Annotated in this window: 20 protein-coding genes and 1 riboswitch; of the genes, 11 read left to right on the top strand and 9 right to left on the bottom strand. The window is 44.7% G+C overall.

Annotation, left to right across the window (positions count from 1 at the left end; translation table 11 throughout):
- The first annotated feature begins 66 nt into the window (after window positions 1–66).
- Entirely contained in the window at window positions 67–492 is a 426-nt protein-coding gene (locus KAI36_RS05585; RefSeq protein WP_025720601.1) for an Lrp/AsnC family transcriptional regulator, read from the top strand.
- 66 nt (window positions 493–558) lie between these two features.
- On the opposite strand, the gene KAI36_RS05590 is transcribed toward KAI36_RS05585, so the two are convergent.
- Window positions 559–1,035: a GNAT family N-acetyltransferase gene (locus tag KAI36_RS05590; protein WP_220028060.1), complete on the bottom strand. Its 477-nt coding sequence runs from the start codon at window positions 1,033–1,035 to the stop codon at window positions 559–561.
- A 133-nt stretch (window positions 1,036–1,168) separates the two neighbouring features.
- Between KAI36_RS05590 and KAI36_RS05595 the strand changes: the two genes are divergently transcribed.
- Window positions 1,169–2,083 carry an EcsC family protein gene (locus KAI36_RS05595; RefSeq protein ID WP_220027193.1) on the top strand — a complete coding sequence of 305 codons (915 nt, stop codon included), beginning with the start codon at window positions 1,169–1,171 and terminating at the stop codon, window positions 2,081–2,083.
- Between the two features lie 102 nt (window positions 2,084–2,185).
- Here KAI36_RS05595 and KAI36_RS05600 read toward each other — a convergent pair whose 3' ends face one another.
- Entirely contained in the window at window positions 2,186–3,454 is a 1,269-nt protein-coding gene (locus KAI36_RS05600; RefSeq protein WP_220027194.1) for an MFS transporter, read from the bottom strand.
- Window positions 3,455–3,811: 357 nt separating this feature from the next.
- On the opposite strand from KAI36_RS05600, the gene KAI36_RS05605 reads away from it, so the two are divergent.
- The 6 genes from KAI36_RS05605 to KAI36_RS05630 all read left to right on the top strand — a co-directional run bounded on the left by KAI36_RS05605 (window position 3,812) and on the right by KAI36_RS05630 (window position 14,152).
- Window positions 3,812–5,803: a stalk domain-containing protein gene (locus KAI36_RS05605; RefSeq protein ID WP_220027195.1), complete on the top strand. Its 1,992-nt coding sequence runs from the start codon at window positions 3,812–3,814 to the stop codon at window positions 5,801–5,803.
- Window positions 5,804–6,012: 209 nt separating this feature from the next.
- Window positions 6,013–7,782: an acid phosphatase gene (locus KAI36_RS05610; protein ID WP_220028061.1), complete on the top strand. Its 1,770-nt coding sequence runs from the start codon at window positions 6,013–6,015 to the stop codon at window positions 7,780–7,782.
- A 269-nt stretch (window positions 7,783–8,051) separates the two neighbouring features.
- On the top strand, window positions 8,052–9,458 hold the full coding sequence (locus tag KAI36_RS05615; RefSeq protein WP_220027196.1) for a sucrose-specific PTS transporter subunit IIBC: 1,407 nt from the start codon (window positions 8,052–8,054) through the stop codon (window positions 9,456–9,458).
- A gap of 18 nt (window positions 9,459–9,476) precedes the next feature.
- Window positions 9,477–11,732 carry a beta-glucosidase BglX gene (gene bglX / locus KAI36_RS05620; RefSeq protein ID WP_220027197.1) on the top strand — a complete coding sequence of 752 codons (2,256 nt, stop codon included), beginning with the start codon at window positions 9,477–9,479 and terminating at the stop codon, window positions 11,730–11,732.
- Window positions 11,725–13,104: a glycoside hydrolase family 32 protein gene (locus KAI36_RS05625; RefSeq protein ID WP_220027198.1), complete on the top strand. Its 1,380-nt coding sequence runs from the start codon at window positions 11,725–11,727 to the stop codon at window positions 13,102–13,104. The genes bglX and KAI36_RS05625 overlap by 8 nt, the downstream gene beginning before the upstream one ends.
- Before the next feature lie 214 nt (window positions 13,105–13,318).
- Complete coding sequence (locus KAI36_RS05630; RefSeq protein WP_220027199.1) at window positions 13,319–14,152, top strand: helix-turn-helix domain-containing protein; 834 nt, start codon at window positions 13,319–13,321, stop codon at window positions 14,150–14,152.
- 112 nt (window positions 14,153–14,264) lie between these two features.
- Here the strand turns inward: KAI36_RS05630 and queF are convergent, their stop codons facing one another.
- The 6 genes from queF to KAI36_RS05660 form a co-directional block, all read right to left on the bottom strand.
- On the bottom strand, window positions 14,265–14,762 hold the full coding sequence (queF, locus tag KAI36_RS05635) for a preQ(1) synthase (protein ID WP_013309106.1): 498 nt from the start codon (window positions 14,760–14,762) through the stop codon (window positions 14,265–14,267).
- A gap of 430 nt (window positions 14,763–15,192) precedes the next feature.
- A complete protein-coding gene (queE, locus tag KAI36_RS05640; RefSeq protein WP_220027200.1) occupies window positions 15,193–16,056 on the bottom strand; it encodes a 7-carboxy-7-deazaguanine synthase QueE in 864 nt (287 codons plus the stop codon).
- Window positions 16,049–16,540, bottom strand: a complete 492-nt coding sequence (queD, locus tag KAI36_RS05645) for a 6-carboxytetrahydropterin synthase QueD (RefSeq protein WP_053324813.1) — start codon at window positions 16,538–16,540, stop codon at window positions 16,049–16,051. Before queD ends, queE begins: the two co-directional genes overlap by 8 nt.
- The gene (gene queC, locus KAI36_RS05650; RefSeq protein ID WP_013309109.1) at window positions 16,533–17,216 is read right to left on the bottom strand and encodes a 7-cyano-7-deazaguanine synthase QueC; all 684 of its coding nucleotides are present in this window, start codon (window positions 17,214–17,216) and stop codon (window positions 16,533–16,535) included. The genes queD and queC overlap by 8 nt, the downstream gene beginning before the upstream one ends.
- 135 nt (window positions 17,217–17,351) lie before the next feature.
- Window positions 17,352–17,395, bottom strand: a riboswitch (PreQ1 riboswitch).
- 79 nt (window positions 17,396–17,474) lie between these two features.
- Window positions 17,475–18,179: an AIM24 family protein gene (locus KAI36_RS05655; protein WP_220027201.1), complete on the bottom strand. Its 705-nt coding sequence runs from the start codon at window positions 18,177–18,179 to the stop codon at window positions 17,475–17,477.
- A 25-nt stretch (window positions 18,180–18,204) separates the two neighbouring features.
- Window positions 18,205–18,645 carry an SH3 domain-containing protein gene (locus KAI36_RS05660; RefSeq protein ID WP_220027202.1) on the bottom strand — a complete coding sequence of 147 codons (441 nt, stop codon included), beginning with the start codon at window positions 18,643–18,645 and terminating at the stop codon, window positions 18,205–18,207.
- 313 nt (window positions 18,646–18,958) lie between these two features.
- Between KAI36_RS05660 and KAI36_RS05665 the strand changes: the two genes are divergently transcribed.
- From KAI36_RS05665 to KAI36_RS05675, 3 genes are all read left to right on the top strand, one after another.
- Window positions 18,959–19,114, top strand: coding sequence for a hypothetical protein (locus tag KAI36_RS05665; protein ID WP_220027203.1), 156 nt, complete (start codon window positions 18,959–18,961; stop codon window positions 19,112–19,114).
- 223 nt (window positions 19,115–19,337) lie between these two features.
- Complete coding sequence (locus tag KAI36_RS05670; RefSeq protein ID WP_220027204.1) at window positions 19,338–20,105, top strand: hypothetical protein; 768 nt, start codon at window positions 19,338–19,340, stop codon at window positions 20,103–20,105.
- Between the two features lie 71 nt (window positions 20,106–20,176).
- Window positions 20,177–21,160, top strand: a complete 984-nt coding sequence (locus KAI36_RS05675) for a helix-turn-helix transcriptional regulator (RefSeq protein ID WP_013309113.1) — start codon at window positions 20,177–20,179, stop codon at window positions 21,158–21,160.
- Between the two features lie 40 nt (window positions 21,161–21,200).
- On the opposite strand, the gene KAI36_RS05680 is transcribed toward KAI36_RS05675, so the two are convergent.
- Complete coding sequence (locus KAI36_RS05680; protein WP_023987369.1) at window positions 21,201–21,872, bottom strand: 3'-5' exonuclease; 672 nt, start codon at window positions 21,870–21,872, stop codon at window positions 21,201–21,203.
- Between the last annotated feature and the right edge of the window lie 210 nt (window positions 21,873–22,082).

Raw genomic sequence — 22,082 nt, forward strand, 5'->3', positions numbered from 1 at the left:
CTACAGGCTACGGCTTGTTGAAAGGAAAACCAGCATTCTCGTTTCATCATGAAAGGAAAAATAACTATGGAACTATTCGTACCTGATGACACCGATCTGCGCATTCTTCATCATTTAATTGAAGACAGCTCTTTATCGCACAAGGAGATCGGCCAGCTTGTTCATTTGACGGGCCAAGCAGTAGGGGCGCGTGTTCGAAAAATGCAGGATGCGGGCATTATCGAGGGCTATACGCTGCGCTGGAACCCTGAGAAAATTGGACAGACGATTCATGCCTTTATTACGGTTTTTTTGAATTCAGGAACGACTCACAGTGCTTTCCAGGCTTTTGCCCGGGAGCATCCCTATATTGTCGAAATCCATCGGGTGAGTGGGGAAGGCTGTTATTGGATGCGCTTGCGCATGTCATCACAGGCAGAGTTAAATACCATGCTGGATGAGCTTACGAAGTTTGGTAATTACAAATTGAGTTTTTCCATTGGTGAGATTTAACGATAAAAGCTTTCGGCGTTTGTGCCGAAAGCTTTTTTATGTGGGCGGGGGCTATCGAGGTCAACGTTATAGGCTCATTTTAAATATATGCTGCAAGCCGTGTTGTCCCATTTTAGTGTTGCCTTCATCGATAAAGCCGCATTTGCGATACAGACTTTGGGCAGACAGATTGCGGGCATTGACGCCCAGCACAATCTCTCGAATATGTGGGAAGTGTCTGGCGATGAACTGTGGTAGTAGAAGCAGCCCTTTTTTAGCGAATCCTTGTCCCTGATCTGTGTAATGAATAGAGAACGCGCGCAGCAGCAGTGCCTCAGTAGTATTCGTATAGTCCGCTAATTCATCACCATCGTATAAAATGAAAAATCCAACGGGTCTTCCAGTAGCCGTAATCACGGCAGGATGGCGGTGCGGATCTTCCTTGGCCAGTGTCAGCATTTCATCCGGCATTCCAGTAAACTGCTTCTGCTCCTCAGGCAAGTAGAAGGTATGTAAAATGGCATCATGCCCACAATGGTAAGGGACAAGCTCTACATTATTCATCATTACACTCCGATCTGTACGGATTTTTAACTTACTATATCATCTAGTTTGCTAAAAAAAGAAACCTGAACTCGCCTTGCTTACGTATTACCCATACATAAACTAGCATAGTCAAAAGGAGACGTCTACGGTTATGAAGCAGCTTACAGAATATCGGGAAAGCCAGGACGTATTGCGTCATGAGTTGAAGAATATTGAAAAATGGGAGAAGGAGCAGAAGGACATTTTTTTCTGGGAAAAAATCGGCAGATGGCCTTTTATGCTGCTGGATCGGCTGACGCCCAAAATCATTAAAGACAAACTGGAGCAACTGCTTAACGAGCTGGGCAGCTTCATTCAGAACGGCGGCAAATATTTGGTGAAAGAAGAAACGGTTCTGAACAGGCTGAAAAAGACGGCCCATGAACATGTAATTCAGCAAAATGGTGCAGATTCCGCTTCGGATACGCAGGACCTGCCTCGTGCCAGGGAAAACGCTGATCCGGAACATAGTGCCGAACCTAGGTGGGAGTTGAAACAGGCGGCTGAGCTCCCGCTAACAATCATGGATCGGACTGCTGACGATATGACGTCGGGTCGCATTACCTTTGCCACCGCTCAGGGAGCAACAACGGGGATTGGCGGTGTGTTTACGATTGCGGCGGATATTCCTCTTTTGCTCGGCTTGTCGCTCAAAGTGCTTCAGGAAATAGCCTTGTGCTATGGCTTTAATCCCCATGATAAGCAGGAACGCATTTTTATTATTAAATGTATGCAATTCGCTTCATCCGATATTGTGGGTAAAAAGGCTGTATTAGAGGAGTTGGCTTTGTTCGATGATCCTTCACGTCAGGCACAGGTTTTTTCCCAGATGCAGGGATGGAGAGAGGTCATTAACACCTATCGTGATCAGTTTGGATGGAAAAAGCTGCTTCAAATGGTCCCGATTGCGGGCATTTTGTTTGGCTCTATTGCGAATCGAAGCGCTATTAGTGACGTAGCTGAAGCAGGGAAAATGTTGTATCGGAAGCGTCGTATTTTGATGCGTTTGGCAGAAGTAGAGAACTGATTGTAACTTAGGCGTAAAAGGGGATATTCTTTTTCGTGAGAAAACACGTGAGTTGGCTATAAAGGTGTGCAGCGGCCAAGATGGCCGCCACACGTTTGCTTGTTACACTTCGGCTCCATTTTCTTCCGCCCAGCGGTTCAGGGTTTTATCTGTAGGAAGCAGGAAGGTTAAGATGCCGAGCAGTGGCAAAAAGCCACACAGGAACATGATGTGGGTGATGCCTACCTTGTCGATCCAGTTGCCGAGCACGAGTGCGCCCACACCGCCAAGGCCAAAAGCGAGGCCCGTAATGAGACCAGACACGGTCCCGATTTTGCCAGGCACGAGCATCTGTGCATATACGACTGTGACCGAAAAGCTAGACAGCATAATAAATCCGATAATCGCCAGCAGGATTGCCGTCCAGAATTGGTTGGCATAAGGCAGCAACAGCGCCAGCGGTGCAGCTAATACCATGGACAGAAAAATCATATTGCGTTTACCAAAACGGTCCGCCAGCGGACCGCCAAAGAAGGTGCCCAGCGCTCCAGCCCCGAGGAACAGGAAAATGTAAAGCTGTGCATCAGCCAATGGCATTTTAAATACTTCCATCAGGTAAAACGAATAGTAGCTTCCGACCGAGGTCGAGTACCACGAACGGACGAATACCAGTAGAATGAGGACAATCATGGCAAACATAACACGGTTACGCACTTCAGGCTTCATGCGGCGTGCCACCGCTTTTTTGCGTGCAATGCCTTCTGTACGCAGGACGTTACCGTACCAGCGGGCGATGAACGATTGCACCACAATTCCCGCTGCTGCAATACCTGTGAACCAGATCGCACCGAATTGTCCCAACGGGATAAAAATCCAGCTTGTGAGCATCGGTGCCAGCGATTGGCCCGCATTGCCGCCAACTTGAAAAATGGATTGTGCTAAGCCCCGACGTGATCCTGCCGCCATATGGGATACGCGCGAGCCTTCAGGGTGAAAGGCAGCCGAGCCCAGACCCACAAAGATGACTGCGATCAGCACCGCTTTATAATCGGCAGCATAGGCGAGCAACAGCATGCCAGTCAGCGTAAAGCCCATACCGATGGGAAGGATAGCTGGCGTAGGTCGTTTGTCCGAAAACAAGCCAATCACAGGCTGCATGATTGAAGCTGTAAAATTGATCGCGAATGAAATCCAGCCGATCTGCGTGTAGCTCAGGCTCATAGATTCCTTTAAGATCGGAAAGATCGCTGGAATGACCGATTGAATCGAGTCATTGAACAGATGGACGAAACTGATCGCAATCAGAATCGCAAAAACGGTGCCTTTCGCTTGTGGACCCGGGAGGGGGAGCGATCGGCCCGTTTCATTTTTTGTAGCAGATTTACTAGTCATGGCAACCTCCGAATATGTATGTATATTTTAAGATATAGGAAGCGATCCGTTTGCAGCAAATGGCTGAAAGTGGGATAAAGCCCCACTTTACTCATTGCTGCTTGCCCATTCTGCTGGATACTCTTTATTGCACGATTTAGTTGGTTTCTAAGATGGCACATCGAAATTCAAACGTTTATCATCCTCAAAACCGATATATATGTGAGTATTTTGCATAAGTCCCAAGAGCACTTTTCAAATCAGCAATATAGAGATAGAAGTGATCCAGTTCGTCTATATATTGTATTTTTGAGCGTTGGGAATGGAATTATGCACAAGTTACTAATATGGAAATAGAGATAGAAAAGGGGAACCACGATGAGAAAAGCAGGGATGATTTTGCTGGCAGTATCCATGGTATGTGGAGCGGTGGTGGGAACTACGTTAAACACTGGAGAAACAGCAGTAGCGGCAAATGTAACGACGAACAACTCTTGGAAAAATGCTAAAATTATAGACGTGATTGACCGGAATAACTACATACTGGATGATGGTTCTTTATGGAGAAAGAGTATAGATGGCCCGGTTATTGAGAAATTGAATTTGAAGGGCATTACAGGCAGCAAAAACGAGAGCCAAGGTTATTATGGCTGGACTGAGGACGGGAAGGTAGCCATCTGGGATGATAACACCGACCCAAAAGTGACGGCTCAATCCTCAGGAGTAAAAGAGATTACTGGAGAGGGTCTGGCTATTAAAACCGATGGGACGATCTCCTGGGGAAGAGAACAGGTTGAGGGAATATCGGATGCTATAGACGGTGATAAGGTAAGTACCTACTTTACGGTTCTTACTCGATCCGGTGATGTATGGTATTCCACAGGGTACGCAGAATCTAAGCCCCGCAAGATAGGTCATGTAGATGGTGCGCTTGATATCAAAATGAGTACGGCCTATGCTGCAGTGCTTAAGGAAGATGGCCATGTCACGATGCTGGATATGCTGACGAATGAACCACCGCGCGAAGTGGGAAGTGATATTGCTTCGATTTTATGGAAAAAAGGTACACATGTCTTGATTACTGTACATCATGATGGGACTGTATGGAGCTATGACCGAATGAAGAAATATCCAGCTGTGCAGCTAAGCGGGTTATCTAATGTTGCACGGTTGGTTGATTCGCCTGACGAGCTTTTTGCACAATTAAAGGATGGCTCTTGGGTCGGCTATAAGGATGGGATCACGACTGCGCTGAGCTTGCCTACATTAACGGGTATGTCCTTGTTGACGACCTCCAAAGAGGCTGCCATCGGCGATACGATTCAATTAAATGTACAAGAGACATATTCGAATGGTTATCGACTAATACGTCATCCCGAAGCTAGTGAGATTGAAGTGGAGAAACCGCAGGTTGCCGAGCTACAGCAGAATGGTTCCGGTACACTCAAAGTAAGGGGCATTGGAAGCACATCCGTAGCTCTGCGGACCGAAGGAATACCATCTTCTTTTACACTAAAGGTATCGTCCGATCAAACCTTGACCGGGGCGGCTATACTGAACGGCAATGTGTATTTGCCTGTGCAGTCTGTGTTCAAGACGCTGGGTGGATCTGTTACCGTGGCAAACCAGACCTTTACGATCAAGCTGGGTAAAAACAATATCGTACTCCAAAAAGGGAGTTCCACCGCAATGGTGAATGGTAAAACTGTTGCACTGAAGGGCAAGGTTCAAACGGTTAACGGACAGGTTGTATTCCCGGGAACATTACTGACCGACCTGAAGTTGGGCGGATTCAAATGGAATCGTGACCGTCAGCAAGGAGAATTATCTGTGGGCGCTACCAAGCTGGTCATTGAGACGCCGGAAACGGCAAAAATTATCAGAGCCATTGATCTGGGCAGTCTGTCCAAATTAATTGGCAAAACCTATTGGGTCAATAACTTCTATAGCGCTGGAGAGCGATTTGGCAAGGTAACAGTTAAAGATATCGAAGTCAGCACGGACCCGAACGGTGTTAAATCTTACGAAGTTATTTTCCAGGGGGCCAATGGCGAAACTTATAACACGTTTTCCATCATCGGAGCTTCACGCATTCCACAAATGCTGTCTGATTCCGATCAATTTCTGACTTACGATCCGTACAAGAAATACCAATGGTCGCAAGCCATCTGGAACAAGATTAAAAATAATGAGGTAAGCTTGGGCATGAATACGACTCAGGTGCAGTTCGCATGGGGAAACCCAACAGTCAGAGAAAAGGGGGCTGCTTCAAACGGAACTCAAGTCGAAGCCTGGGTATACGGCAACCGAAGTCTTTATTTCAAGGCGGTAGCTTTCGTGAATGGCAAAGTCATAGAAGTATGGCTGTAGGGTAGCTGGTTTTCTATAACGGTTTGAACGAGGTGTCTCCAGAGTCGTATATACGGCTCTTGGGATGCCTTTTTTTCATTTAACAAAACTAAGCTCTTGATTTAACAAACTTAAGATATGATTCTTTATGTCATACATCTTGTTATATAGATAATAGCTTCGTAGTGAAAGTATGAAGAGCACAAGAGAAGAGAGGATCTGATTTGAGAATGAAATCGCTAAGGAAACCACTATCAGTTGCATTACTATCTTTACCATTACTTCTAGGTTCCCTGGGTGGAAGTTATGCGAGTGCGGCAACCCTACCAACAACGGTAACTCCAACAGAACCATCGTGGGGATATTTCGTAGATCATTATAAAAATAATAGTTCTGCCAATAAGACGGAAAGCTCTAATCCGACCCTCGGGTTGCTCTCCGAATTTAATAAGCTTTGGACTCCCGGCGCTACTTGGGATACAGGTACCAAGCTAAACAGCAGCGTGCTGGATGCCAATATTCAAAAAGTAATTGATATGGCTGCCCGTCGCACTTCCAGTGAGGCCGATGCGGCTTATTTGGATGATCGTAGAAACCAGAGCTACAGTGTGATCGACGGTCTGGGTTCGCTCACTGATGTATATCGAAAGAATGCAGGTGCCACGACAACGATCAACGATATTCCGGCAGATGCCCTGACTAAGAAATACGAAGATGAGGGAACGAATGCCGGGAGTACAAGCTCCAATCTCGGCAACATTGTAAATCTGGTAAATACCTTGCGCGGGGAATACTCTACGACGAACCCGGCTAAGTCTTACTTTAGCTATCCTCGTCCGTTTCGCTGGAGTGATAACTCAGTGGTTGTTCCGAGCCTTATTCCTGCTCTCAAAGCTGATGCTACTAGCGATGGGGGCTTTCCTAGCGGTCATACCAATGCTGCGTATCTCAGTTCTATTGCTATGGCCTATGCCGTGCCGGAGCGTTATCAGGAACTGCTGACACGAGCTTCGGAGCTGGGCAATAACCGTGTTGTTGCCGGTATGCACTCCCCGCTTGATGTTATGGGAGGGCGTGTCATGGCAACGGCGATGGCTACTGCTATCCTGTCTGATCCAGCCAATAGCAGTTTGAAGAAAGCGGCTTATCAGGATGCTCGTAAACAACTGCTGTCTCAAAAAGGTACAGCTCCAGATCGGTTCAGCAATTATGCCACAAACAAAAAAAATTATAATCAACGATTAACATACGGATTCAGTCAGGTTAATCCAACTACGACGCCAATGACAGTGCCTAAGGGAGCGGAGGTACTATTGGAGACACGCTTGCCTTACCTGGATAGCACACAACGTCGTTGGGTTTTGGCTACCACGGGGATTCCTTCCGGCTATCCTGTACTTGATGATGCTGAGGGATGGGGACGATTGAACCTGTTTTCCGCTGCGGATGGCTATGGTGCTTTCGCCAATAATGTGACGGTGAATATGGACGCTTCCAAAGGCGGTTTCAATGCACTGGATCGCTGGCGCAACAATATCTCCGGTGTTGGAAAGCTGACTAAAAAGGGAACAGGTACTTTGAAGCTAATGGGCAATAATACGTATTCCGGCGGTACACAGATCGAACAAGGTACTCTGGAGGGAAATACAGAAACGGCTTTCGGAAGTGGTGGAGTTACGAATAACGGGGGAACTCTTCTTAAAAATGCTACTGGAAAGCTGATTATTGGCGGAAATTACAGACAATCTGCCAAGGGAACACTTGAGCTCAACCTGCGCAGTAAAAATGATGTGCTCAAAATGAAGGGAACAGCCATACTCAACGGAAAATTACGTCTGAATTTTTCTAACAAATATGTACCGGCTAATGGTGCTACGATCTTAACTTATGGTAAACGGAATGGAGCATTTTCTTCGATTGAAACAGTAGGTTTACCAAGCAATTATAAAGTGAAGGTTATCTATACAGCTGACAGTGCTCAGTTGAAAGTCACTAAGTAAAACGTAATTAACTCTCTATACAACAATTGAAGTGCACCTTTAAAATACATGGGGATAAACCAGAAGGTTATTCCAGTATGTATTCTAGGGTGCACTTTATTGTTTCATCATAATTAATCAAGAGTATAAAAAGGTCAAAATTTGACCTTAATGTAGTAAAATAATCCCGCTGTTTGAAAGCGCAGTCATGATATTCTTAAGAAGCATATTTGATCAAAGTTTCAAACGATTCAGACTAACTAAGAGGAACAGAGGAAAGGAAGAGACTGATGAGTCTTGAAAAGGAATACGTTAAAATAGCCCAAGATGTCATTAAAGGGCTTGGCGGAGAAGACAATATTATATCCATGGCACATTGTGCCACACGGCTGAGGCTGATTGTAAAAGATAGAGAAATTATTGATGATGAATTTATTGAGAATATTGATAAGGCCAAAGGCGTTTTCTTTACCTCTGGGCAATATCAAATTATTTTTGGAACCGGTACTGTAAATAAAGTATACGATGCCATGGTTGATCAAAGCATATCTGCTACATCAAAAGCTGATTTGAAAGAAATGGCCTCCACCCAAGATGATAATCGGTTCAAAAGAATGATCCGAGTTTTCGGGGATGTATTTGTTCCGATTATGCCCGCATTGGTAGCTACAGGATTATTCATGGGAGTTAGAGGCTTAGTAACTCAGCCTGCACTGCTCCAGTTATTTGGACTTACACCTGATCATATTTCTGCGAATTTCATATTGTTTACGCAAATATTGACTGATACAGCTTTTGCATTTTTACCCGTGTTGGTATGTTGGTCGGCATTCCGAGTGTTTGGTGGATCGCCACTATTGGGGATTTTGATTGGATTAATGTTAGTGAGTCCATCGTTGCCTACATCCTGGGATGTCGCCCAAAAAGTTCAGGAACCACTAGTGTTTTTCGGATTCATTAAAATTGCAGGCTATCAGGGCTCGGTTCTGCCTGCTTTCATAATAGGTGTCGTGGGGGCTATGCTGGAGAAGAAAATCAGAAAATCAGTCCCCGATGCATTGGACTTAATTCTAACACCGTTTTTGACATTATTAATAACACTGGTACTGGGATTGTTCGTAATTGGTCCCATTTTTCACGAGGTGGAAACTTTAATATTAATGGCTGTTACCGCCATTTTGAAATTACCATACGGCATCGGCGGATTTATTTACGGTGGCATCAATCAGATTATTGTAGTTACCGGACTGCACCATGCCTTAAACCTGATTGAAATACAGATGTTAGTGGGCAATGGTTGGAATATGGTAAACCCAATCAGTTCGGCGTCGATTTGCGCACAAGCGGGTGCTGCGCTAGCTGTTGGTCTAAAATCCAAAAATGTAAAAACCAAATCCATTGCTTATCCTTCTACCTTGTCTGCGTTGTTGGGCATTACAGAACCCGCTATCTTTGGGGTGAACATTCGATATGGCAAACCGTTCATGATGGGCTTGATTGGAGGAGCGGTTGGTGGTTTCTTCGCACGTATATTTAATATTCAAGCAACGGGTATGTCGATTACAGCCCTACCTGGAATGTTATTGTACCTGAACAATCAGATATTTCTTTATATTTTAGTTTGTGTAATCGGCTTTGCTGTAGCATTTGCGCTAACGTGGATCTTTGGGATTAAAGAAAAAACAGATAACAAATAAAATGATGTGGGGAGAATCATGGACAACAACACACTGCTTAAGAAATTGGACAGCCTTTCAATAGAAGAGAAAATAGGCCAGCTCATCCAACTGACCGGTGATTTTTTTGAAGGGGATATAGACACTGTTGTGACGGGGCCTTTAAAAAAATTAGGGTTAAACGCCGGCTACAATATATATAACACAGGATCCATATTGAACATCACTAACCCGGAAAAAATTATCCAGTTGCAAACGGATTATTTGGAAAAATCGATTCATAAAATTCCGCTACTGTTCATGGCAGATATTATCTATGGGTATCGAACTATCTTCCCGATTCCGATTGCACAAGCATGTAGTTGGAATTATGAGGATATAGAACATGCGGGTTCGATTGCTGCCCAGGAATGTTACGACGAAGGTGTTCACGTGACCTTTTCCCCCATGGTAGATATCGTTAGAGATCCCCGTTGGGGGCGGGTGATGGAATCGCCTGGAGAGGATACTTTGCTAGCGAAGAAATACGCTGAAAGCATGGTTCAGGGGATACAGGGAAGAAACTTGGAAGGGATCATACCAGCCAATAAAATTGCCGCTTGCGTCAAGCATTTTGCCGCTTATGGGGCACCTGTCGCTGGACGTGAGTATAACGCCGTGGATATGTCGGAGCATACGCTGCGAGAATATTATTTGCCAGGGTATCAAGCTGCAATCGAGGCGGGGGCAAAGCTTGTTATGACGGCCTTTAATACCTTGAACGGCGTCCCTGCGACAGGAAACGAGTGGCTTAACCGCGACGTGCTAAGACGAGAAATGAATTTTGATGGTGTGTTGATCTCGGATTACGCCGCTATAGAAGAACTGATCATGCACGGTTATGCCGAAGATGAGGCTTCCGCCGCAAGGCTGGCATTGTTGGCTGGTGTTGATGTGGATATGAAGACAGCAGTATACGCCAATCAATTGGAGAAAGTAGTATCGGATAACGAGCATATGCTGGAGCTGTTGAATGAAGCGGTATACCGTGTTTTAAAGCTAAAAAATGATTTGGGACTTTTTGAGGACCCGTTCCGCGGATTACAGGAAACCGTTCAGCGGTCGAGAAACAGTATTCTGTCAGATGAACATAAAAAAGCCGCGCTGTCCTTGGCTGAAGAATCCGTAGTCTTGCTGAAAAATGAAGATGAACTACTGCCATTGTCTAAACATACCAAAGTAGCTTTAATCGGTCCTTACGCAGATGAAAACTCCACCCTGGGCATGTGGGCCATTAAGGGGGATGAGGCGGATACCGTCAATTTGAAAATGGGATTATTAAAGCATGTTGATCCCGACAATCTCTCGGTTTGCAAAGGGGCGCATATGCTCCCAACTAATGCGAGAGAAGCCCTTGGCAAATATGCGGACAAGCTGGCTGCTGAAACAGTCGATGAGGAGGCCCTGCTGCGCGAAGCGATCCGGAATGCTAACGAAGCGGATGTCATTGTCCTCACCTTGGGAGAAAGTATTTATCAGAGCGGAGAAGGGGGATCGCGAACGAACCCGACGCTTCCTAAGCCGCAATTGAAACTGCTCCATGAATTAAGTTTACTGGGCAAAAAGATGGTTCTGATCGTTTATAGCGGAAGACCTTTGATTCTTACCGAAGTAGCCGGAAAAGTTGACGCTATTGTTCAAGCCTGGTATCCAGGAACGATGGGCGGAGAAGCATTGGCCAATATACTGTATGGGGAAGTCAATCCATCGGGGAAATTAGCCATGACCTTTCCACGAAGCGTTGGACAAATTCCGATATCCTACAATGAGTTGAATACAGGAAGACCAAATTTAAAGGAAAATGGTTCTTATCGGTTTGCGTCTCGATATATTGATGAAGTGAATGAACCCTTGTATCCGTTTGGCTATGGTAAATCCTATACCTCATTTGAATACAGTCTATTAACAATTAGCCAAAAAGAAATGAAAAAAAATGAGTCAGTTGATATCCGTATTTCTGTTACCAACACTGGAATTTATGATGGAAAGGAAACGATCCAATTATACATTCGCGATAAATTTGCAAGTGTTGCAAGGCCTGTGAAAGAATTAAAAGACTTTAAAAAAGTTTTTTTGCAAAGTGGCGAGACCCAAAATATCGAATTTTCAATTCATGAAGAGATGCTTAAATTTTATGATCGTGAAATGCAATACAAAAGTGAACCCGGCGAATTTGATATTTATATCGGGTCAAGCTCGCAGGAAATTTTGCTGAGTTTTAGTTTTGTTTTTTTACCGGAGGATGAGCATGAATAAAAGCGACGCTTATAACCTGAAATATCATATTACTCCTCCTTACGGTTTGCTCAATGACCCTAATGGACTTGCCTATTTCAATCATCAATATCATGTGTTCTATCAGTGGAATCCAAAAGGAACTGAGCATAAAAATAAATGCTGGGGCCATGTTGTTTCCAGCGATCTGGTGCACTGGCAAAGGAAAAGTGTCGCGCTGGAGCCTTCGGAATGGTATGACAAGGATGGCATCTATTCGGGCGGGGGCATTGTTCATCATGAAAAGCTGTATCTGTTTTATACAGGAAATGTAATCCGAGATGATGGAGTAAAAGAAAGTTATCAATGCGCCGCGATTTCGGAGGATGGCGAGTATTTTCAAAAAATAGGTCCATTGTTTGAGCACCCCAAAGGTTATACCCGGCATGTTCGAGATCCGAAAGTATGGAGAGACCAACACGGGAACTGGTGGTTGATTGTTGGTGCTCAGAGAGAAGATTTGACTGGAGATACGCTTATCTACAAATCTAAAAATTTGTCCGAATGGGAATGCCAAGGATCATTTGTTGATCACGACCATCAATTTGGATATATGTGGGAATGTCCGGATGTACTTCACTTTGCCGAAAATGATGTTTTTGTTTTCTCTCCTCAGGGTTTACCGGAGAGAGGCGAATATTATAAAAATCCTAATCAATCTGGTTATATTGTTGGCAAATTATCGAATACAGGCAAATTCAACGGCAACCTTTCCGATTTTAAAGAGCTTGATCGAGGATTTGATTTTTACGCGCCACAATCATTTAAGGTTAATGACAGAACCATTATGTTCGGATGGATGAGCGCCATGAATGAGGAAGCGGAGAGAGCTGTTCCGACCATTCAGGAGGGCTGGATTCATGCATTGACACTTCCTAGAGAAGTGGTATTGATGAACGGTGTGTTGTACCAGAAACCATTGCCGGAATTACAATTGTTAAGACTGGATGACATGCATTACAAAGGGGAAATTCAAAATAACAGTGAGTGGTTACTGCCTTCTACACAAGCGGAGCTCATTGTTCATTTTTCCTTACTCACAGAAAACTTTAAAATGATCATTAGGGATGCTGTACAAATTGACTATGATTGGGAACAAAATAGTCTGACAGTTTGGAGAACAAACTGGTTGACTGGTGAGAGGGAGTACAGAAAAGCAACATTAAATAATAAGCTTGCAGAAATGCAAATATTCATTGAAAGCTCAAGTTTGGAATTATTTGTTAACGAGGGCGAAGAAGTGTTTTCCCTGCGTTATTTCATAGAAGATGCAGACCAACGCAATGTATTGCTTGAGGCAGGAGACAATGTAGGTGAAGTTAGAATGTATCAGTTGCAGGAATGTGTAGGGTAACATGTTTTGCTTGCCGAGTTGCAAGCAGGCTAAGGAAGGCTGTTCATTATCCCGTTTTCGGGAAGAACTGCCTTCTTTTTTATTTTGGTCCGTTGAATAGATTCTGCTTGTCCGGGCATTTTACTATCGGTATAGTATGAGTATTAGTATAAGAGTTTATTGCTTAATATAGAATACAGATGGATCACTCATGGCTGGCTGATGAGGTGTGGTGATGAAAAAAATATATGAACATATCGAAATAGACAGAAAAAAAATGATTAACCTTTTTATGTTCCAATCCAGAGATACAGAAAGAGTCATTCCTATGCATTTTCACAGCAATATGGAGTTGATCTACTGTACTAGTGGAAGTCTAAAGGTGTGGCATGAAGGAAAAATAACTATTTTGATGGAAAAGGATGCGCTATTCATTAACAGCAATGTTCCGCATTCCACGCAGAGCATTACGGAGAACCAAGTCATTGTGCTGCAATTTCCAGACACTTTCTTTGCCAATGAACAAGTAATCATCCAATTAAACACGCAAGAGAAACAAGTTGAAGATACTATAATCTCTAAATTAAGAGGATTGTTTATGGATATATATGATCTACATATTTCCAAAAGCAAATACGACTACATTTTAGAGCAAAGCCGAATTATTGAACTGAAATATTTGCTTGTCAATCATTTTAGTCAGGCAACAGACGCTCCACCGAAAGTATTTAGTGAAAAGCAACGAAAGATAAAGACAATCATGGACTTTATTAAAGAGCATTATACTGAAAATATTAGCCTGGCCAAAACGGCCCATATCTGCGGTTATTCGGAGGCTTATTTGTCGCGAATGTTTCATGAATATACAGGCCAGACGTTTACCGAATACAAGCAAATTCTTTGTTTGGAGAAGGCGATTGATTTACTGGATTCAACCAATAAGTCACTTACAGAAATTTCTTACGAGGTCGGGTTTCCAAACGAGAAATCTTTCAGAAAAGCTTTTAGAGAAGTTATGGGTAAAACACCGAATGAATATAAAAAATCAAGATTTGATCTGAATGTGTAACGCCACGAGCATGCACAGCATCCTTTTAGTACAACCAAGGTGCTGTCCCTTGTCATTTGATGACTTTAGGACAACCCCTTGATATTTACGCTATGTCAGAAGAGTTATTAGCTTAACGGTTATCGATCTTTTCCGGGTACATATCATGGTTCATCATGCGGTGCTCCGCTATCTGTTCGTACTTCGTTCCTGGCTTGCCGTAGTTGGTGTACGGGTCGATAGAGATGCCGCCGCGTGGCGTGAATTTGCCCCATACTTCAATGTAGCGAGGGTCCATCAGCTTAATCAAGTCATTCATGATGATATTGACGCAGTCTTCATGGAAATCGCCGTGATTACGGAAGCTGAACAGGTACAGCTTAAGGGACTTGCTTTCTACCATTTTAATATCGGGAATGTAGCTGATGTAGATGGTTGCAAAATCAGGCTGTCCTGTAATCGGGCACAGGCTGGTGAACTCCGGGCAATTGAACTTTACAAAATAATCCCGATACGGATGTTTGTTATCAAAACTTTCGAGAATGGCGGGATCATAGGCAAACGTGTATTGTGTGCCTTGATTGCCAAGCAGGGTAACGTCGGTCATTTCTTCGGGTGTTCTTCCGGTCATATGGATAAGGCTCCTTAAGTTTGGTTTGGTTTGGTAAACGAGATAGGGAGTTATGGTGGTGGGGAGGTCGCTCCGCGAATGATTTGATCTTCCGATCGCTGTTGAAATGGGATTCTTTCTGATAAGGTGAAAGATATAGGTTAGAATCCCATTTCAAAGGCGAACGCTAACGCTTCTACAGATTCAAATCCTCCGTTTCGCTGCCGACCGCCGTCAACACCATAAAGTCCTACCCGTTTACATATTGGTTGGGGCAGAAGTGAATAGTGCTCGCTCCTATATGAAAGGAGCGTTATTTTATGAGAAACCCCGTCCTTACGGACGAGGGTTTCTCTTGTTTTGTAACTTGGGTGTCGAGGGTGTACTTCGACTAATTTGGTGTATCTTGTGTATCACATACAGCTCATACGGAATATATTACATATAAGTGTTATACGCCGCGTTTATTGCCCCATACGAGGGTGTGGAGCTGCGGGAGTACTCTTACGTCGTTTAGTCGGGAATCGTCCATGACACGGTCGATAAGCCATTCATAACGATGGAGTAGGGACTCCGCAATCTGTCCGGTGTTCTCCGTGTTCACATCTGGATTACCCGTCTGGAGGAACAGCGGTACGTGTGGGTAGCGCTCGTGAACGATGCGGGCATAGGCAAGATCGGTGTCATCGAAGATGACGACCTTCAAGCTGCAAGCTCCGGTATAGAGCCGCGCAGAATCATTAGCGGGTTCCTTCAAGCATGTTGCGGTTGGAACGTTGGACGTAGCTCGGGACTCTCCAGCCATCTTCCGGTTTGACAGACGGGCGACAATGTCATCCAGCACGTCCCAGTTGGTCGTCATACCAGAGCTGGGCGGCTTCGGGGATAGGGTTACCTCATCGATATCGTATAGCCATTCCTGCCAACGGGAGCCTTGTGTTTCGACAGCGGTAGCAATACCTTGGCTGCGCAGCAGGGTAATTAGCTCCCCAAGCTGCGGTAGCAGGGCAGGATTGCCTCCAGAAAGGGTCACATGCGAAAACCGTTCGCCACCGATGGCCTTCAGCTCCTGCCAAATGTCAGTGGCACTCAGACGACGGATCTGGTCCTTGGCGCTGCCGTCCCAGGTAAAGGCGGAGTCGCACCACGAGCAATGGTAATCGCAACCTGCGGTGCGAACAAACATCGTTTTACGACCAATGACCATACCTTCGCCCTGTACAGTGGGACCAAACACCTCTAGTACGGGAATAGGGGCTAGTTTGGTGCCGTGGGAGGCTGTCATGGGTTGGTGAGTCGTCACGGTATTACTCATCAAGCATCCACTCCCGTCGGAACTCGGCGTAGCTGGTAGGTGTCTCGAACAACCGTACAAACTCGGTACGTCCACCTTCGACACGGTTGCAGTATGCATCCGAGGTCAAGGCTGACTCCATTTGTTCAAAGATCCAGACGACCATATTTTCCGCCGTTGTATTCATTGGAGGAAGTGTCTCATTCAAGTAACGGTGGTCCAGAAAAGGCTCAAGCCGTTCTTTCCAGATCGTTTTGATGTCACCAAAATCCAGCGTTAGACCCGTTTCGCCCGGTATACCGCTTATGCCAAACACGACGATATAGGTATGTCCGTGCAGATTTTTGCATTTGCCTTCGTAGCAGTGCAAATGATGTGCTGCATCGAATGTAAATTGTTTGCTGACTAGTACACGTTTGCGGTGATAACGCAGCTGAGAGTGCTCAATGTCTGTTCCGAACTGCTGGAGCTTGTCGACAATGCGAAAGGTACCTGGCTCACGCATGACCTTCAACTCCTTGGGATGAAGCTCCGCGCACCGCGAGATACTGCTCGAGTCCAGCACGGCGAAGTTTGCAAGCAGGGCATTCGCCACAGCCATCGCCAATGACGCCGTTATAGCATGTTAGTGTACGTGTTCTTACAAATTCAAAAGCTTTCAGCTCATCGGCCATGTGCCAGGTTTCAGCCTTGTTCAACCACATGAGCGGAGTATGAATCACAAAGGGATAGTCCATCGAAAGGTTCAGTGTGACGTTCAGCGATTTGATAAAGGAATCCCGGCAATCGGGATAGCCGCTGAAATCCGTCTCACAAACGCCTGTAATCAAGTGGCGCGCTCCTTTTTGCTTGGCGAGAACTCCCGCGAAGCTCAGGAACAGTAGGTTGCGACCGTCTACAAAGGTGCTAGGCAGTTCGCCTTCCTGTTGAGTAATGTCAATGTCGGTGCGTGTGAGGGCATTAGGGGCTAGTTGATTAAGCAGGCTCATATCCAGTACCGTTTGCGGAACACCCAGTTCGCGGGCGATTCCAGCGGCTACTTCGATTTCCTGCTTGTGGCGTTGACCGTAATCGAACGTCACGGTTTCTACTTCAGCAAAATGTTTTTTTGCCCAAAATAAACAGGTTGTGCTGTCTTGGCCGCCGCTGAATACGACGACTGCTTTTTCGTTTGCAAACATAAAAAAACCTCTCGATCTTCTTTGGAATGGTGCAAGACATGGAGTCTTGTCACTTGGAAGAAGGAGAGTTCTTGAACCGACTTCAACAAAAAACAGGCCTTGCCCCGCGAAATCATTTTTCTTGCGGAGGACAAAGCATCGTTAGTTTTTTATAGAGGGAGTTCGCGAACCTCTCCCATGTGTTACACATGGATTTTCTTCATTAGTGTCTGCCCCAAGGACAGACGGCTTTAGCATTGTCATTATAGCATGGCAGGACTATTTGATAAACACTCCACCAAATGGAATGACTTCCCTTAAAAATCGCTTGATCACGCCATCGTCGTTCATATCCTGTTGGAGCCGCCGATGATGTTCCCCAGCATGAAATAGTACGGTACCCTGTCCGGTCAATTTAAAATGATAGTTCATATGCTGGCTGGCCAGATGGTTGCCGTACACGGTCAACTCCAGTTTGGCGTTTTCGGGATAGGCAATGACGCTGCTCGCATCCACATATATCGGCTCTGTGGGATGAAGCTGTTCTTGACATACCAATCCCTGCGTCAAAAGACCGATTTGACCAACACCGTCGAATTTCATTTTTATAACATCGCGGCTAAACAACATGTTTTTCATGCTTAGCAGCTTGGTCCGCATTTGGATACCGGAGCTGTACCAGAACAGGTTGCGAAAATCGTATAACAGATCATCGCTCCCTTCAAGCTTAATCATTTTTAGACTAAAGCCAGGCGGAAGTGCAGCAATTAGGCGACAAGCTCCTGTGAAATCGGCTTGAATCAGTTTGTGTTTGCGATACATGCCCTTAATATTCATCAGTTTATCACTGCGGCCTGAGCTGGGTCCGCGGTATGCGATGATTTGCTCCGGATGCAGTACGTGCAGCTTTTCTCCTTCCGCCAGATCGAGCGTTACGACTGAACCGACGCTTTCATCATGGTGTTGTCCTGCTTGTATGTCCATTCAGACCTTTCATCCTTTCAGGCAGTTAGTATCTTCCCGAACGTCGACGCATCCCGTAACGCAACAGTCGGATACCGATAAAATAACCTGCCAGCAGAATTATAGCTGTGATGATGAGCATTTTATTTCGGTGTGAAGCCTGATCGCGCTGGGTTTGAAGATTTTTTAATTCTGTGACGGTGTCAGTCAGCTTGCGGTTTTGCTCTAGCAATTGGGCGTTTTGCTCTTGATAGGCCTCTAAGCTGTTACGGGCCTTTTCCAGATCCTCCTGTGTTTGCCGATAGCTTTCCTTGAGCTGATACACATCACCGGGCAACCGCGAAAATTGCTCGAAGCCTTGGTACACATCATCCCAATAAGCAGCATGTACTTCGGGTACACGAGTTATCCCAAAAATAAACAAAAGTGCTATAGCAGCGCAGACAATGCGGCGGTACAAAGCAAAGCGACAAGTTCGTCGTGCCAAGAGATGTTCCCCCTTTTGATAAAACAAGATGTTAGATGATACAGATCATTACCCATATGACATGGTTACGTATAATATAACGATTCGGATGCAGATTTTAGAATAAACGGACGACAAATACGGAGAAAATGTTCTCAAAAAAAGTCGATATATTAGTTTAAGTGTACCTTAAATCGGGTATATCAAGGAAGCGGCAACATTCCGGCATTTTTCCCAGCATACGAGTAAAGAACGATCCGCACCTGATCAGGGCTTAAGTTGAATATATGAACTGAAATATATTAAAAATTGATATAGAAGGAGATTTTGCAAGATGAATGAGAGAGAACAAAACTATAAAACTTTAAAAATCACTGTAAATGGAAAGCCGTTATCAAAGGATCTCGTTGTAGATAGCACTACTTTTGCTCCAATATCTGATATTTGCACAAAAACGAAAGTTTCTTTAACAGAAACTACACTCTCATAAGTTTAAATATAGAAGTAGACTATAAAATAGCCCGGCATATGCCGGGCTATTTTTGCGCATTCATGTAATTAAAATGGTTTAAAATGTTATTTACCAAACTAGGTCCCCCTTCATAAAGATTCCCATGTATAATTTTCACAATCAAACATACGTTCCCTGACAATATAGTGTCAGATAACACTGTTAATTTAGAGTTACATGTTCTTTTAGGGGGAATTTACCAGTGGTGAAGTCAATGCTCAATGTAACGTGCACATGGGACAAAGAGTCCATATCTGCGAATGGGTCCAAACAAGTAAATCTACTGATAGAATGGGGCTATGGAGCTATACGTAAAAGAAAAGGAAATCTAATACCGAAAGCAGCGGGTTGTGACCTTCAACTCCAGTTCATTCCAGAAAACGGGGTAAGTCTATTAAAAGCTGAAGGGGTAAGGCTCGGTTTTAAACGCTCGGAAAACGGAGATTGCATGTTTGTTCACTGTGGTGATGTACGGCGGGGAAAATATAGACAGGCTATTTTGACGTTTTCTATACCGGCTCACTCGTCCGGAAGACATACGATTGGAATGATGGAGTGGAGCTGGCGCAAGCCATCGCAGGAAAAGCGAACGCTGATCCGGACAGACCAGCTCTATATCCATTTCACGCATCATCTTGGTCTGCTGGGCATTCCATCCAACCCGAAGGTGGAAAAATACATAAAGCTGAATGAGACGTCCCCTATTGTAAAAAAAGCATTGCGTATGTACGAGAAAGGGGAATATGAGCGAGGGGCGTTCATCCTTACCAGACAAGCAGATGAATTACTTATACGTGCAGCAAGAAGCGATGATATGGACTACCTGCAGGAAGCCGAGTTGCTTCTGGCCATACGTAATAAATGGAGTGGTACTTTTGTATCATTTACAGCGTATAGTTCTAAGGTCTTTTTTAATAAGACAATACCGCTAGAAGATGTTCGTTTTACTGAAAATGATATTTTGAGATAGGCAATTATGCTAGTTTATTTGTGTAATATAGTGAGTCTAATTTACTATCTTTTTGTAAAGGAGAGACTTCCTTGACTGATCGGTTGATACGTTTAATGCGGATTATTACTATTGTTCAGGCAAATCCAGGGATATTGGCAAGAGAGCTTGCCGAACGTTGTGAAACATCAGAACGTACCATATACCGAGATATGGAGGCGCTAAGCGCTATGCATATTCCGATTACGAATATGGGGCATGGCAAGGGGTACATTTTTATTAGCAATTTTGCTTTGTATCCTTTGAATTGGACGGAAGAAGAGGCAGAGGCTTTTACAAAGCTGGGTGAGATTATGGAAACGGTAAAGCCTCTTTTACCGCCAGCTTTTGAAAGTGCTTATGAGAAAGTGATGGCCTCTAGTCAGAAAAAAAAGATGGACCAGACGAGCTTCGCGCAGGAAATGAAAAATATTGTCCGGCTCGGCTCGACACTTGATCGGGAAAACCAGCCCTATCTGCTCAGGCTGATTGTTTTAGCGAGTCTTACGCAGCAGACCATTGAAGCGGAATACAGCTCGCCTCAAAATGAAGATGTATCACTAGTTCAGGTGGATCCTTATTGTTTGGTCCCGCAGGATCGGCGATTCTATATGCTTGGTTTTTGTCACAAGCAATCCGCTATGAGAACCTTTCGGATCAGCCGATTTCGGAACATGAGAATTTTGCCGTATACGTTTCAAAAAAATACAACTGAAATGGAAATGTTTTTTAAAGGGACCTGGTCGGTGACCAAAGGAAATCAGAATATCCGGTTTGTGGTACGTTTTTCTGCCGAGTCTGTATATCGGGTCAAAGAAGAGGAGCTGTTTATCAAGCCTTTTCTTAAGGATTTGCCGGATGGAAGTTTGTTGTTTGAGGTGACGGTCAATCATGACCGTGAATTTTTGGATTGGCTCACTTCCTATGGAGCTGAGGCCGAGATCCTGGAGCCTTTACGGTACCGCAAACGAATGCAAGAAATGCTGCGGACCTGGGGGGCATTCTATTTCGATAAAAAGGCAGGAAATCAAGAATAACAGGGGGAGATCCCCCGGAACGGGCCGGGGAGCTATCCGCTTAACGGTCCTTAAACAGGTTGGCGAGATTGCCAAAAGGACTGTACTGCTCCTGTTCTTCTTCTGGTGAGGAGTAGACGAGCTTCGATCCACGGCTTTCCTCATCGTCAGCAGCATTATGAACTAATGTAATACGATCAAAATGGTACATGAAAACCTGCGCGGTGTTCACGGCATCATCCAGTGCCCGGTGTTGTTGACCGTCAAAGTCAATGTTGCACAATTCCAGCGCCTGAGACAGGCTCAACTGACGGTACTTTCCATTGGAACTAAACAGACGGGAAATCTGCTTCTGTATATCATTTGTATTATGAATCCATCCGAGATCTACATGATGGGTACGACAATGGGATACCAGCTTCTGACGGTCATCCGGGCCCCATGCGCATAAATAATAAGGGGAATCCGTACCGAGCCAGGCTATGAATTGCTTCACAGCTTCAGGGAATAGTGGGGCGGCATCAATGTCTCGTTGAGTAATACCTGTGAACTGAACGGTATCTGTAGAGAGTACAGGCCGATTCGAGGGTCTTACAAAACTGTGAAACGTATCCGCAACGTATAGGCCATCGTCTCCCTGAACAACTTTGACGGCACCGATATCAATGATTTCGGAGGAATATCTGGCGTTACGGCTAACGGTAAATTCAAGATCGTAAATAATGTATTGCATTTCTGGACTCCTTCCACACATATAACTGATCCCGATGGATATCGGGACGAATGTTCTCTGCCTGAATGACTCTTCTCCATCATACCTCTCGGTTCACAACTTGTCAGCGGTTAAAAGGTTTGCTTTTTAAAAAAATATGCGATGTCCAAATGAGCCTGGACTATCGCATATCTAAAAACGCCTGACATACAGCAGCATCCGAAACCACTA

Source organism: Paenibacillus sp. S02, from assembly GCF_019454065.1.
Taxonomy (GTDB): Bacteria; Bacillota; Bacilli; order Paenibacillales; family Paenibacillaceae; genus Paenibacillus; species Paenibacillus polymyxa_B.

Excerpts from the sequence above, each read along its gene's own strand:
- KAI36_RS05585 (WP_025720601.1), top strand. The coding sequence starts at position 67 with ATGGAACTATTCGTACCTGATGACACCGATCTGCGCATTCTTCATCAT.
- KAI36_RS05590 (WP_220028060.1), bottom strand. The coding sequence starts at position 1,035 with ATGAATAATGTAGAGCTTGTCCCTTACCATTGTGGGCATGATGCCATT.
- KAI36_RS05595 (WP_220027193.1), top strand. The coding sequence starts at position 1,169 with ATGAAGCAGCTTACAGAATATCGGGAAAGCCAGGACGTATTGCGTCAT.
- KAI36_RS05600 (WP_220027194.1), bottom strand. The coding sequence starts at position 3,454 with ATGACTAGTAAATCTGCTACAAAAAATGAAACGGGCCGATCGCTCCCC.
- KAI36_RS05605 (WP_220027195.1), top strand. The coding sequence starts at position 3,812 with ATGAGAAAAGCAGGGATGATTTTGCTGGCAGTATCCATGGTATGTGGA.
- KAI36_RS05610 (WP_220028061.1), top strand. The coding sequence starts at position 6,013 with ATGAAATCGCTAAGGAAACCACTATCAGTTGCATTACTATCTTTACCA.
- KAI36_RS05615 (WP_220027196.1), top strand. The coding sequence starts at position 8,052 with ATGAGTCTTGAAAAGGAATACGTTAAAATAGCCCAAGATGTCATTAAA.
- bglX (WP_220027197.1), top strand. The coding sequence starts at position 9,477 with ATGGACAACAACACACTGCTTAAGAAATTGGACAGCCTTTCAATAGAA.
- KAI36_RS05625 (WP_220027198.1), top strand. The coding sequence starts at position 11,725 with ATGAATAAAAGCGACGCTTATAACCTGAAATATCATATTACTCCTCCT.
- KAI36_RS05630 (WP_220027199.1), top strand. The coding sequence starts at position 13,319 with ATGAAAAAAATATATGAACATATCGAAATAGACAGAAAAAAAATGATT.
- queF (WP_013309106.1), bottom strand. The coding sequence starts at position 14,762 with ATGACCGGAAGAACACCCGAAGAAATGACCGACGTTACCCTGCTTGGC.
- queE (WP_220027200.1), bottom strand. The coding sequence starts at position 16,056 with ATGAGTAATACCGTGACGACTCACCAACCCATGACAGCCTCCCACGGC.
- queD (WP_053324813.1), bottom strand. The coding sequence starts at position 16,540 with ATGCGTGAGCCAGGTACCTTTCGCATTGTCGACAAGCTCCAGCAGTTC.
- queC (WP_013309109.1), bottom strand. The coding sequence starts at position 17,216 with ATGTTTGCAAACGAAAAAGCAGTCGTCGTATTCAGCGGCGGCCAAGAC.
- KAI36_RS05655 (WP_220027201.1), bottom strand. The coding sequence starts at position 18,179 with ATGGACATACAAGCAGGACAACACCATGATGAAAGCGTCGGTTCAGTC.
- KAI36_RS05665 (WP_220027203.1), top strand. The coding sequence starts at position 18,959 with ATGAATGAGAGAGAACAAAACTATAAAACTTTAAAAATCACTGTAAAT.
- KAI36_RS05680 (WP_023987369.1), bottom strand. The coding sequence starts at position 21,872 with ATGCAATACATTATTTACGATCTTGAATTTACCGTTAGCCGTAACGCC.